At 66.2% G+C, this 12,151-nt stretch carries 9 protein-coding genes; 4 read left to right on the forward strand and 5 right to left on the reverse strand.

Annotated elements, in window-relative coordinates:
* Positions 1 to 134 precede the first annotated feature (134 nt).
* Positions 135 to 3,533 (forward strand): hybrid sensor histidine kinase/response regulator, encoded by a 3,399-nt coding sequence (locus tag ABIC76_RS05640; protein ID WP_354533250.1) that lies wholly within the window; start codon positions 135 to 137, stop codon positions 3,531 to 3,533.
* Entirely contained in the window at positions 3,514 to 4,500 is a 987-nt protein-coding gene (locus ABIC76_RS05645; RefSeq protein WP_354533251.1) for a response regulator, read from the forward strand. The genes ABIC76_RS05640 and ABIC76_RS05645 overlap by 20 nt, the downstream gene beginning before the upstream one ends.
* A gap of 46 nt (positions 4,501 to 4,546) precedes the next feature.
* On the opposite strand, the gene ABIC76_RS05650 is transcribed toward ABIC76_RS05645, so the two are convergent.
* The 5 genes from ABIC76_RS05650 to ABIC76_RS05670 all read right to left on the reverse strand — a co-directional run bounded on the left by ABIC76_RS05650 (position 4,547) and on the right by ABIC76_RS05670 (position 9,864).
* Positions 4,547 to 5,440 (reverse strand): MBL fold metallo-hydrolase, encoded by an 894-nt coding sequence (locus tag ABIC76_RS05650; protein WP_354533252.1) that lies wholly within the window; start codon positions 5,438 to 5,440, stop codon positions 4,547 to 4,549.
* Positions 5,441 to 5,456: 16 nt separating this feature from the next.
* Positions 5,457 to 6,818 (reverse strand): MFS transporter, encoded by a 1,362-nt coding sequence (locus ABIC76_RS05655; RefSeq protein ID WP_354533253.1) that lies wholly within the window; start codon positions 6,816 to 6,818, stop codon positions 5,457 to 5,459.
* A gap of 49 nt (positions 6,819 to 6,867) precedes the next feature.
* Positions 6,868 to 7,884, reverse strand: a complete 1,017-nt coding sequence (locus ABIC76_RS05660; RefSeq protein WP_354533254.1) for a succinylglutamate desuccinylase/aspartoacylase family protein — start codon at positions 7,882 to 7,884, stop codon at positions 6,868 to 6,870.
* A 118-nt stretch (positions 7,885 to 8,002) separates the two neighbouring features.
* Entirely contained in the window at positions 8,003 to 8,878 is an 876-nt protein-coding gene (locus ABIC76_RS05665) for a LysR family transcriptional regulator (RefSeq protein WP_354533255.1), read from the reverse strand.
* 101 nt (positions 8,879 to 8,979) lie between these two features.
* Positions 8,980 to 9,864, reverse strand: coding sequence for an aldo/keto reductase family oxidoreductase (locus tag ABIC76_RS05670; RefSeq protein ID WP_354533256.1), 885 nt, complete (start codon positions 9,862 to 9,864; stop codon positions 8,980 to 8,982).
* Between the two features lie 116 nt (positions 9,865 to 9,980).
* Here ABIC76_RS05670 and ABIC76_RS05675 point away from each other — a divergent pair, with 116 nt between their 5' ends.
* Positions 9,981 to 10,883, forward strand: coding sequence for a LysR family transcriptional regulator (locus ABIC76_RS05675; RefSeq protein ID WP_354533257.1), 903 nt, complete (start codon positions 9,981 to 9,983; stop codon positions 10,881 to 10,883).
* 196 nt (positions 10,884 to 11,079) lie between these two features.
* Positions 11,080 to 12,060, forward strand: coding sequence for an ABC transporter substrate-binding protein (locus ABIC76_RS05680; protein WP_354533258.1), 981 nt, complete (start codon positions 11,080 to 11,082; stop codon positions 12,058 to 12,060).
* The last annotated feature ends 91 nt before the right edge of the window (positions 12,061 to 12,151 follow it).

Genomic DNA, 12,151 nt, shown 5'->3' on the forward strand with positions numbered 1-12,151 from the left:
GCAATCAGGAACACAGCGACATCACAGGGGTGAACCGGCCGAGTGCGAGGGCGGAACGGAACTTGCATCGCCCGCCGCGCCTACTCGCCTAGAGCACGAAGCTCAGGCGCGGTTCACCGAAACGGGGAGCGTTCGTGCACCAATCCGGCACCCAGCGCATCGTCAAGATCCGTCGTGACTACAACACGTGGGTCGCCGACGAGACGCTGGAAGACTACGCATTGCGCTACACGCCGCGCGGATTCCGCAAATGGTCGGAATTCCGCGTGGCCAATACCGCGCTGGGAGCCACGTCGTTCCTGGCGCTGGAGGCCATTGGCGGCTCGCTCGCCATCAATTACGGCTTTACCAACGCGTTCTGGGCGATCGTCGTGGTGAGCGTGCTGATCTTCCTGACCGGCCTGCCGATCAGCTATTACGCAGCGCGCTTCGGCGTCGACATGGATTTGCTCACGCGCGGCGCCGGCTTCGGTTACATCGGCTCGACGGTCACCTCGCTCGTGTATGCCACCTTCACGTTCATCTTCCTGGCGCTGGAGGCGGCCATCATGGCGCTGGCCGTGCAGCTTTACGTCGGGCTACCGCTGCCTATTGCCTATGTGCTGTGTTCGCTGGTGATCATCCCCTTGGTGACGCATGGCATCACGGCCATCAACAAGCTGCAGAGCTGGACGCAGGTGCTGTGGCTGGTGTTGCTGGTGCTGCCTTACGCAGCGGTGCTGCTGCGCAATCCACGTGCGTTTGCCGATTGGCCGAGCTTTGGCGGCCTGTCGGAATCGGGGCGCGATTTCAACTTGCTCGCCTTTGGCGCCGGCTGCACCGTGGCCTTTGCGCTGATCGTGCAGATCGGCGAGCAGGTCGACTACCTGCGCTTCCTGCCCGAGAAGACGCGCGCCAACCGCGGCAAGTGGTGGCTGGCACTGCTGGCGGCCGGGCCCGGTTGGGTGGTGCCTGGCGCGCTGAAAATGCTGGGCGGCTCCTTTCTGGTCTTCCTCGCCGTTCAGCACGAGGTGGGCACGGCGCGCGCCGTGGAGCCCACGCAGATGTACCTGGTGGCCTATCAGTACGTGTTCGGCTCGCCTGCATTGGCGATGGCGGCCATGGCGTTGTTCGTGGTGGTGTCGCAGATCAAGATCAACGTCACCAACGCCTACGCCGGTTCGCTGGCATGGTCCAACTTCTTTGCGCGCCTCACGCACAGTCATCCGGGCCGCGTGGTGTGGCTCGTCTTCAACGTGCTCATCGCACTGCTGCTGATGGAGCTGGGCGTGTTCGAGGCGCTGAGCGAAGTGCTGGCGCTGTACGCCAACGTCGCCATCGCCTGGATCGGCGCGCTGGTGGCGGACCTCGTCATCAACAAGCCGTTGGGATACAGCCCCGCACATATCGAGTTCAAGCGCGCTTACCTGTACGACGTCAATCCGGTTGGCGTGGGCGCCATGCTGATTGCCTCGGTGGTCGCGACGCTGGCTCACCTCGGGTTGTTCGGTGCCGTGACCGAAGCGCTGTCGCCGTTCGTCGCATTGGGCATGGCGTTCCTTTGCGCGCCGCTCATCGCCGTGGCCACGCGCGGGCGGTTCTACCTCGCCCGCAAGGTGCACGCCCCCGCTGACGCCGAACATGCGCACGCCGGCGCCATGCGCTGCGTCATCTGCGAGAACGTGTTCGAGCGAGAAGACATGGCGCATTGCCCCGCCTATGCCGGCAGCATCTGCTCGCTGTGCTGCTCGCTGGACGCGCGCTGCGGCGATGCCTGCAAGCCGCACGGCCGACTGTCTGCGCAAATCGCACAGGCTTGGCGGCATTGGTTTCCAAACACTGAACTGCCGCGACTGCACGTGCGTGTGGCGCAGTACGCCGCCGTGCTGCTGATCGTGCTGGGCCTGTTGGCAGGCGTACTGACGCTGATCTACTACCAGACCGCCGTCACGCTGAGCGCGGACCAATCGCCGTTGCAATTGCTGGCGCGCGGTTACATCAAGGCGTTCTTTGCGCTGGCGCTGGTCGGCTGCGTGGGCGCATGGTGGCTGGTGCTCGCCAAGGAAAGTCGCAAGGTCGCGCAGGAAGAGTCCAACCGCCAGACCATGCTGCTGATGCGCGAGATCGAAGCGCACCGCAAGACCGACGCCATGCTGCAGCAGGCCAAGCAAGCCGCGGAGTCTGCCAACCGGGCCAAGAGCCGCTACGTGACGGGCTTGAGCCATGAACTGCGCACGCCGCTCAACAGCATCCTCGGCTATGCGCAACTGCTGATGCGCGATCCGTCGATGGAACCGGCGCGCCGCGAGGGCCTTGCCACCATCTTCCGCAGCGGCGAGCACTTGCTGGCCCTGGTCGATGGGCTGCTGGACGTGGCACGCATCGAGGCCGGCAAGCTGCAACTCGACGTGAGCCAGGTGGCGTTTCCGGCGTTCCTCACGCAGATCGAGGCGATGATGGAACCGCATGCCTCGGAAAAAGGACTGGCCTTCCGCATGGAGCATGTGGGCCGCATTCCCGACGCGGTGCGCATGGACGAGAAGCGCGTGCGCCAGATCCTGATCAATCTGCTGGGCAACGCGGTGCGGTTTACCGAGAGCGGCACGGTGTCGTTGCGTGTGGCCTACGCGCGTGAGCTTGCGACCTTCGAAATTCTCGATACCGGCATCGGCATTGCCTCGGACGAACTCGAACGCATCTTCCTGCCGTTCGAACGCGGCGCTGCAGCGCACGCGCAGGACAACGGCGCCGGCCTCGGCTTGACCATCTGCCGCATGCTGACCACGCTGATGGGCGGCCAGCTGAGCGTGGACAGTGTGCCCGGCGAGGGCACGCGTTTTACCGTGCGGTTGTTCCTGCCGGAGGTGCGCGAGCCCCGCGCGGTCGACCGCATCCGCCATGTCAGCGGCTATCGTGGTGTGCGGCGGACCGTGCTGGTGGTGGATGACCAACGCGAGCAGCGCCGTATCGTGGTGGGCGCGCTCGCGCCGCTGGGCTTCACGCTCGTCGAAGCCGCCAGCGGGCCTGAGGCGATGCGCCAGCTCGGCGCGTTGCAGGTCGACCTGATCGTGATGGATGTCTCGATGCCATCGATGGACGGCTTCGAGGCCAGCCGGCTGATCCGCAAGCAGGCACTCAGTGTGGCGCCGATCCTGGTGTTGTCGGCCAATGCGTTTGCCGGTGACCGCGCACGCGGTGCCGCCGCCGGCTGCGACGACTACCTTGCCAAGCCTGTCCACCTGCCGCATCTGCTCGACAAAGTGGGCGAGCTGCTCAACCTCGAATGGATCGTCGACAGCGAAGCAGGTGCGGAAGCGCCGCCGCCGGCACGCTCGCACGCGCCGCTGCCGGCCGAGCTGGTCGCACAGTTGCGGCCGTTGCTCGAGATCGGTTACATCCGCGGGCTCATCGAATTGCTGGACGAAGCCGAACATCGCCATCCTGACCTTGCCGGCGCGCTGCAACCTGTGCGATCGGCCGCGCGGCGCTTCCGATTGACTGAACTGGATAGGTTGCTCAAAGGAGCCCCTTCAGATGAACACAGCGTGGATTGACCATGGCGGCGCGGCGGCGCTGCATCTGCCAACGGCTCCGGAGACGATCGGTGCGGCCGCTGGGGGTTCCGGCGTCGTGCTCATCGTCGACGATACGCCGGACAATCTGGCGTTGCTGTCCGATGCGCTCGACGCCGTCGGCTACACCGTGCTGGTGGCGCTGGACGGCCCCAGCGCGCTCGATCGCATCGAGCGTCTGACGCCCGACATCATCCTGCTGGACGCCGTCATGCCCGGCATCAGCGGCTTCGAAACCTGCGAGCACATCAAGGCCAATGCGCGGCACGCGCAGATTCCCGTGATCTTCATGACGGGGCTGACGGAGAGCGAGCATGTTGTGCGCGGCTTCCGCGCCGGCGGCATCGACTACATCACCAAGCCCATCCGCCCCGAAGAGGTGCTTGCGCGCGTCGCCGCGCATCTGGAGCGCGCCCGTGCGCACCGGCAGGCAGACGAAATCGTTGGCCTGGGCGGCCGTGCGGCGCTGGTCGCCGATGTGCATGGCGCGATCCACTGGCGCAGCTCGCGGGTCGCGCCGCTGTTTGCGCGCTTCTATCCGGACCACGGCGACATGCAGCGGCTGCCGCCGGTATTGCAGCAGTGGCTGGCGCAGAGCGTGCGGCCCGTCGGCCTACCCGAAGCCGGCCGGATGGCGGAAGACGGCGAGGGCGTGCGGCTGGTGGCAAGGCTGGCTGGGCCCGCGCCGCACGGCGCGTGGGTCATCCAGTTGGAAGAGCACGACGACCGCAAGGTGAGCGATCGCCTTTGCGCAAGGTTTCGTCTGACCGCGCGCGAGGCCGAGGTGCTGCTGTGGATTTCACGCGGCAAGACCAACCGCGACATCGGCGACATCCTCGGTATGCGCCCGCGTACCGTCAACAAGCATCTCGAGCACATCTTCGAGAAGCTTGGTGTGGAAACGCGTGCGGCTGCTGCTGCGCTGGCTTTGCAGGCTCAGCCGGGTTGAGCATCCGTCGGGCTGTGCCGGCTTTGTGGCGGGCACGCTTGTAGCGCTAGCCCTGCCCACGCACGTAGCGCCATTCGAAACCGTCTCCTGAACGCTGCACCTTGCCCGCGGACGTTTCCGGAAAATGGGCGGCGAAGACCGTCGCGTCGGTTTCAGCTGCCCGGTCCAAGAGCCAGCGCCGCGACTCGCGCGCCTGCGCCTGATCGAAGCAGAACACCGAGTTCCACGCCGGCTGGTACACCTGGATCGCGCTGTGCATGACGTCGCCGGAGAAGAGCGCCGTTTCGCCACACGATCGCACCTCGATCGCCATATGGCCAAAGCTGTGCCCGAACGTGGGCACGAAGCGGATGCCGTCAAGAATCTCTTCGCCCGCGTCGCGCACCGCGCGGGCCTGCCCGGCTTCAATCAGCGGCAGCACGCTGTCTTCAAACACCATCCGCCGCGGCTGGCCTTCCGGCATCGCGAAGAAGTCCTGCTCGCGCTGGCCCAACACATAGGTCGCGTTGGGAAAGACGGGCACCCATCGCCCGTCCTGCCAATGCGTGTTCCAGCCGACATGGTCGACATGCAGGTGCGTCAGCAGCACGTAGTCGACGTGTTCCGGCTGGAAACCCGCGGCCGCAAACCGCTCCAGCACGGGATTGTCGAGCCGATCGAACAACGCGTTGAACGGCCGCGACTTGCCGTTGCCGATGCCGGTATCGACCACGATGGTGAGCCCGTTGGCCTGCACCACCCACAGATGGGTTTTCAGCGGTATCCGGCGGTTGGTCAGGTCGACGCTGGCCGTGGCAAATCGCGCTTCGAGCGTGCGGCCCGTCTCTTCGGTCCAGAGCGGAAAGAGCCGTTCGGGCGTCAGCGCAAAGTCGGTCTCGTCGACGCGGGTGATGGTTGCCGCGCCAACGCGATGGACAGGGGAGGCGGATTTCACCGGCATGACGGGTCTCCGAAAATCATTTGCGGCTGGCAGGCGGCACCCGCCGCGTTGCGATGGTGTAAAGCACCGCGCTGGCAAGCGCAGACAAACCACCGACCAGCGCTAGCGCCATGCCCAAGCTGGTGCCAGTTTGCCCCAGGCGCTCGTTCAGGTAACCGACCGACAGCGGCCCGACGCCTCCGCTGATCGCGTTGGTCATGAACACCAGCAAGGCGAGCGACCGGCCGCGCATGCGGTTTGGCATGGCGATTTGCAGCGGCACGGGCGCCAGGCCCATCGCAATGCTGGCGGCAAACGCGCAGGCGCCGTAAAGCACCACGGCCACGCCGCTCTCACCCACCAGCGGCATCGCGATGGCCGCTGGCACCAAGATCGCAACAGCGCAGGCCGAGAAGGCCAATACGCGCCGCAAGGCCGTCTCGTCAGTCACGCGCGTGGCCAGCATGCCGGCGCACGCGACCCCGAGCATGCCACCGATCATGTAAGCGGGCGCCGCCATCTGGCCGACCACATTGGGCGCGAGATGAAACCGGCGCATCAGCAGTGTCGGAAACCATGCAGCGTGCGAATAGAACAGCGTGATGAGCGCGACATACGCGGCAAAGTACGCCAGGCAGAAGCGATTGCGCACGAACAGCTCGCTCAGCACGTCCTTGAGCGATGGCACCTCGTCTTCGGCGCGCGCGGCGTGGGCCTGCACTTCGCGCCGCTGCGGCTCGCGCACGGTGAGGGCGACGAGCGCAGCCAGCACGAGCCCTGGCAGGCCCACCGCAATGAACACCGCTTGCCACGGCGCGATGTCGTGCGCCGCCAGCCAGGCGCTTCCGCTGCCGGCCGCGGCCGCTGACAACAGCATGCCGCCGCCAAACAGCGCCAGGCCGCCGCCCACGTACGGCCCCAGCATGAAGACGCTGCTGGCACGCGCGACGCGGCGCGGCGCAAAGATGTCGCTGAAGATCGACAGTGCAGCGGGGCTTAACGCCGCTTCGGCAATGGCGGTGCCGGCACGCGCCACGAGCAGCTCCGGAAAGTTCGTCGCGAACCCGCATGCGGTCGTCGAGATCGCCCAGATGGCGATGCACGCTGCGATCAACTTGACGCGATTGGCCCGGTCGACAAGTCGCGCGACAAACACGCCCGCCGTCGCATAGCACATCGTGAAAGAGAAGCCTTGCAGCAAGCCGATCTGCGTGTCGCTCAGCGCAAGCGACTGTTTGATCGGCTGCACGAGGATGCTGACGACCTGCCGGTCCAGGTACGAGAAGGCAAAGCACACAAAGAACAGCAGGACGATGTAGACAGGGTGGCCGACATTGCCGGCCACACGCAGCGGCGCAACGTCGTCGGGCGGCTCCGTTGAAAGGGTCTGGGTACGCATCGTGGTCTCCGTATTGTTATGGGGCGAGGTCAACCGAATGGCTGCCCGCTCAGTCGAGATGGGCTTCCGAGGCGAGCAGGGCGATGCAGTCGCCCGGCTCCACGCGTGCAAACGTGCGCATGCACATGACCGTGCCGTCGCCGCGGAACGTGATGCTCTCGGGGGCCGCCCAGGGGCGGTGGGGGTCGAAAAGGCGCCCCGCCAGTTGACCGGCGCGGACTTGGTCGCCCAGCGCGAAGGTCGGCTCGAAGACGCCCGCATGCGGTGCATACACGTAGTGGCGCGCACCCTCCACGCGCAGAAAGCGTGTCGGTTTCGGCGCTAAAACCGCTGGCTCCGGCATCACGCCAAGCCGATGCAGCACGCGCTGCAGGCCGGCTTCGACGATCGCGAGGTTGCCGGCGTCGCAGCCGGCATGGCCGCCAAACTCTCCGCAGAAGAACAGCTTGCCGTGGCGTTCGGCGGCAGCGGCGAAGGTCCGGTCTTCGCCAAGCAGATCCATGATCATGGTGTGCGGTGCGCCAAAGTCGCGCACCAGGTCCAGGTACAGCGCGCGTTGTTCACCGTGCGCCGGCGGGGACGCCAGCAGCGTTGGCAGGTGATCGAACGATGCGCCGCCCGCATGAAGGTCGATCACGACATCTGCGCGCGGCAGCAGTTCGGTCTCGACATAGTGCGCAATCATTTCGGTCGGCTGCCCGTTGCGCGCACCGGGAAACATGCGGTTCAGGTTGCCTCGGTCGATGGGGGACGTGCGCGAGCCGTTGAGGAAGGCCGGGAAATTCAGCCCCGGAATCACGATCAGGCGGCCGCGCGTCGCCATGGACGGCAGCCGCTGCAGCAGCTTCATCAGGGCGACGGGGCCTTCGTATTCGTCTCCATGATTTCCGCCAGTCAGCAGCACAGTCGGGCCGGTCCCTTCGCCGGCATTGCACACCGCAATGGGGATCGGAATATGCCCGTAGGCGGAGCGGTCATGTGACCACGGCAGGCGCAGCGTTCCGGTCTGGAAGCCGACGCGTTCGAAGTCGATGTCGGTGGCGATGAGCGAGGCAGACGTTGTCATGGCGGCAAGCGTGAAGACGAGGTGTCTTCACTATCGCCGACGCCGGAAAGCGCGGCCAATGCCGATTTCTGCGGCGGCCGATGCCTTGCAGGCATCGCGCTCGGAACGCGCCCGGGGGCTACTGCAGCTGCGCGATAAAACGCTGGAGTGCCGCGTTGGTGTGCGCCGAAAGGAAACAGAATTCCAGCGGCAGCGGCACCGACAGATCGCGCAGTTCGACAAAGCGCACGCGGGCCGGTGGCCGATGACGATTGGCGGCGTTGACGATGGCCGCGCCCATGCCGGCAGATACAAGCGACAGGATGGCGGTTTCCGTCGATGCTTCCTGGCGGATATCGAGCGTGAGTCCGCGTTCGGCACAGGCTGACAGGAGCCGGTCGTAGTAGGCGGGATAAATGCGGCGCGGAAACGCGACGAACGGCGTGCCGGCAAGCTCGCTGGCGAGGACCGCGTCCTCGCTGCCAAGAGACCACGACTGCGGCACCGCCAGCACGACGTTCTGTTGCAGCACGGGCACGCCGGCGATGCCCTGCGGCAACGTGCCGAGGCGGTAACAGAAGCCGCCGTCGAGCTGGCCCGCTGCAATCGCCTCAAATTGCTCCGGCGTATTCATGGGTGTGAGTTCGAGCGCGACGTCGGGCGCGGTCTGCTGGAAGGCGCTGAATGCCTGCGAGACGATGCCGATCCACGCGGCGTTCTCGACAAAGCCGAGCCGCAGTTGGCCATGCACGCCATCTGCAATGCGCCGCGCCAGGCGGTTTGCTGCATCGACGCGTGTGAGGATGTCGCGCGCTTCATCAAGGTATGCAGTGCCTGCCGCCGTCAGCTTCAGGCCGCGTGGCGTGCGCTCGAACAGCGCTGCGCCGATGGCGTCTTCAAGGTCCTGGATCTGGCGCGAGATGGCCGGCTGCGTGACGTGCAACTGCTCCGAAGCGGCCCGCACGCTGCGCAGCTCGGCCACAGCGATGAAATACCGAAGATGCCGAAGCTCCATGATGGTCCCGCGCAGTCAGGTCGTCGGCAATGATAGTGCAGCACCTGAGCAGAATCGACCGGTGCTGCTGCTGACATTGCGCGGCGGCGCCATGCACAGAATCACGCCGCCAGGTGCGAGGCATGTGCGACGGTGTCGAGTTCGCGCATCGCGTCTTGCGGCAACGTCATCGCCGCCGCGCCCACGTTCTCGCGCAGGTGGGCGACCGACGAGGTGCCCGGGATCACCAGGATGTTCGGCGACCGGTGCAGCAGCCAGGCGAGTGCGGTCTGCATCGGTGTTGCACCCAGCCGCGCTGCGACAGCGTTGAGCGTGGACGACTGCAGCGGGCTGAACCCGCCCAACGGGAAGTACGGGACATACGCAATGCCGTCGCGGGCCAGTGCGTCGATCAGCGCGTCGTCGTGTCTGTGGGCGAGGTTGTAGTGGTTCTGCACGCAGACGATCTCGCAGATCCGCCGTCCTTCTGCGATCTGGTTGGCCGTGACATTGCTCAGCCCGATATGCCGCACCAGCCCCTGCCGTTGCAGTTCGGCCAGGGCCGTGAGAGGCGCCTCGATCGACCCTTCGGCGGGGCCGTGCGTGTCGAACATGATCCGCAGATTCACCACGTCCAGCACATCCAGGCCGAGGTTGCGCAGGTTGTCGTGCACTGCTTCGGTCAGCGCCTGCGCAGAAAACGCCGGCAGCCACGCACCCTTCGCATCACGCCGGGCACCGATCTTGGTGACGATGAGCAGGTCGTCGCGATACGGATGCAAGGCTTCGCGGATCAACTGGTTCGTGACGTGCGGGCCGTAGAAATCGCTTGTGTCGATATGGTTGACACCCGAGGACACCGCCTCGCGCAATACGGCAAGCGCCGCGTCGCGATCCTTGGGCGGGCCGAAGACGCCGGGGCCTGCGAGCTGCATGGCGCCATAGCCGAGACGATGCACCGGGTGGCCGCCGATGGAAAACGTGCCGGACTGAATGATGAGAGACATGGTCACACTCCTGTGTCGAGGATCGACGAAAAAAAAGGGCATGACGGCAGAGTAGGCGCAACCTCTTTGCGCGATAAGGGGACATAATCCGCACGGGTTGTGCGAAAAGGCGAACAATGAAAGTCGATCTGGGTGACCTGAATGCCTTCGTGGCGGTGGCGCAGGCCAAGGGCTTCCGCGAAGGCGCAAGGCTGATGGGCGCGAGCGCATCCGGGCTGAGCGAGGCGGTGCGGCGGTTGGAGACGCAACTCGGTGTGCGCCTGCTGAACCGCACGACGCGCAGCGTCTCACCCACTGAAGCGGGGCAGCGTCTGCTGAGTCGCCTGCGCCCCGCCTTGAGCGAGGTGGAAGCCGCGCTCGATGTCGTCAACAGCTTTCGCGAAAGGCCTGCCGGCACGCTCAAGCTCAATGTGCCGATGAGCGCCGCGCGGCTGGTGCTTCCCGCCATCATCCCGGGCTTTCTCGACGCCTATCCCGAGATACAGCTGGAGGTCGTGGCCGAAGAGCGCTTTGTCGACATCCTGGCTGCAGGTTTCGACGCGGGCATTCGCTACGACGAGCGGCTCGAACAGGACATGATCGCCGTGCCGATTGGCCCGCGGTCCCAGCGGTTTGCAACGGCAGCGGCACCCGGCTATCTCGATCGACGCGGCCGGCCCGGTCATCCGCGCGACCTGCTCGGCCACGCCTGCCTGCGCGGCAAGTTTGCAAGCGGTGCGATGCCGCCGTGGGAATACGAGCGCGATGGTGAAGTGGTTCGGGTGGAACCGTCGGGCCCGCTGCTCGTCCGCATTGGCGGCGCGACCGATCTTGTCGTGGACGCGGCCTTGGCCGGCGTGGGCGTTGTTCATCTGTATGAAGACTGGCTGCGTCCCCACCTGGCGAGCGGTGCGCTCGAGCCCGTGCTGGAGGATTGGTGGCGGCCGTTCCCGGGGCCGTATCTCTACTATCCCGGGCGGCGCCTTGTTCCGGCGCCCCTCAGGGCGTTCATCGATTTCATCAAGGCCGCTTCCGACTAGGACGGCGCCTGCCGTCGCGCAGCAGCATCGCCTGAGGGCTCGCGCCCCAGCGCTGCCTGGGCAACGAGGTTCCATCGAGTTTCCGTGATGGACTCGTAGGACGCGCGCGCCGTTTGCACAATCCACGTAGTACGCGGTGGCAGTCGCGGCTCGCACACTGGGGCCGTTGTCCACTTGGCCATCGGCCGTTCGCACCATGCAGCACGTTCGCCTCATGCTCGAGTACTTTCACCCGTGGACGAATGCTGCCGGGTTTTACCTCGCGCGCGCCAAGGGCTGGTTTGCGCGTGCGGGGCTGGACGTGGAAATCGTCGTGCGAGACGACGCCCGAGGCGACACGCTCGATCATGTCATGCGTGGCGATGTGCATTTGGGCGTATGCCCGACCCGGCGCGTGCTGGCCCGTTTCGAGACGGGCGAGCCGGTCTGCGGTGTGGCCGCCGTCAACCAGCGCAGCCTCGAGGCCATCCATTCGATACGCGGGCGCGGCATCACCCGCCCGCGCGATCTCTGTGGGCGCCGTGTGGCGCTCAACCCCACGGTGCGTGCGCGCGCCTTGCTGGCCGACATCGTTCGCGCAGATGGCGGCGATCCCGATGCCGTGAAGCTGGTCGACGCCGGTGTGCGTGAGCTGACCTTCGATGAACTGCGTGACGGCGCGGCCGATGCGAGCTTCGGCAGCTACTGGGCGTGGGAAGGCGTGATGCCTTCCACCTTGCCCGATGCGCACCGCCAGGTCTGGCCGATCGACGAGATCGGCGCGCCGTCGTATCACAGCTACCTGCTGGCTGCGGATGCCCGCTGGCTGGCGCGGAACGCGGGCGTGGTCAGCGGTTTGCTGACAGCCGCCTCGCGCGGGTTTGCCGCAGCCCATGCAGATCCAGCCAGCGCACTGCCGCTGTTCGAGCGCGTGATCCCGTATTTCCCGCGCACCACGATTGCCCGATCGTTGCGCGCCGTGTCGGCCACGTGGCTGAGGGATGGCGTCTGGGGCCGGCACGATGCCTCGCTCATGTCGGGCTACGCCGCGTGGCTGGCGCGGCACGGCATCGTCCGCCGGCCGCATGCATGGTCGGCCGCGGTGACGGATGCGTTCCTGCCGCCGCGCGCCACGCGCGTCCCCGAGAAGCCGTGCCTGCAGGCACCACCGGGCGCATTGGCATACGCCGGCCCGTAGTTGTCGGGTGCGATCGCGTTCCGATACTGAAGCGGCGGGCGGTTTCCCCAAGCGTTTTCATTCATCCCCCACCCCCATCACCCAGGACGAC

It is taken from the genome of Ralstonia sp. 1138 (assembly GCF_040544795.1).
Classification (GTDB): Bacteria; Pseudomonadota; Gammaproteobacteria; order Burkholderiales; family Burkholderiaceae; genus Ralstonia; species Ralstonia flatus.

Excerpts from the sequence above, each read along its gene's own strand:
- ABIC76_RS05675 (WP_354533257.1), top strand. The coding sequence starts at position 9,981 with ATGAAAGTCGATCTGGGTGACCTGAATGCCTTCGTGGCGGTGGCGCAG.
- ABIC76_RS05660 (WP_354533254.1), bottom strand. The coding sequence starts at position 7,884 with ATGACAACGTCTGCCTCGCTCATCGCCACCGACATCGACTTCGAACGC.
- ABIC76_RS05650 (WP_354533252.1), bottom strand. The coding sequence starts at position 5,440 with ATGCCGGTGAAATCCGCCTCCCCTGTCCATCGCGTTGGCGCGGCAACC.
- ABIC76_RS05670 (WP_354533256.1), bottom strand. The coding sequence starts at position 9,864 with ATGTCTCTCATCATTCAGTCCGGCACGTTTTCCATCGGCGGCCACCCG.
- ABIC76_RS05680 (WP_354533258.1), top strand. The coding sequence starts at position 11,080 with ATGCAGCACGTTCGCCTCATGCTCGAGTACTTTCACCCGTGGACGAAT.
- ABIC76_RS05665 (WP_354533255.1), bottom strand. The coding sequence starts at position 8,878 with ATGGAGCTTCGGCATCTTCGGTATTTCATCGCTGTGGCCGAGCTGCGC.
- ABIC76_RS05655 (WP_354533253.1), bottom strand. The coding sequence starts at position 6,818 with ATGCGTACCCAGACCCTTTCAACGGAGCCGCCCGACGACGTTGCGCCG.
- ABIC76_RS05645 (WP_354533251.1), top strand. The coding sequence starts at position 3,514 with ATGAACACAGCGTGGATTGACCATGGCGGCGCGGCGGCGCTGCATCTG.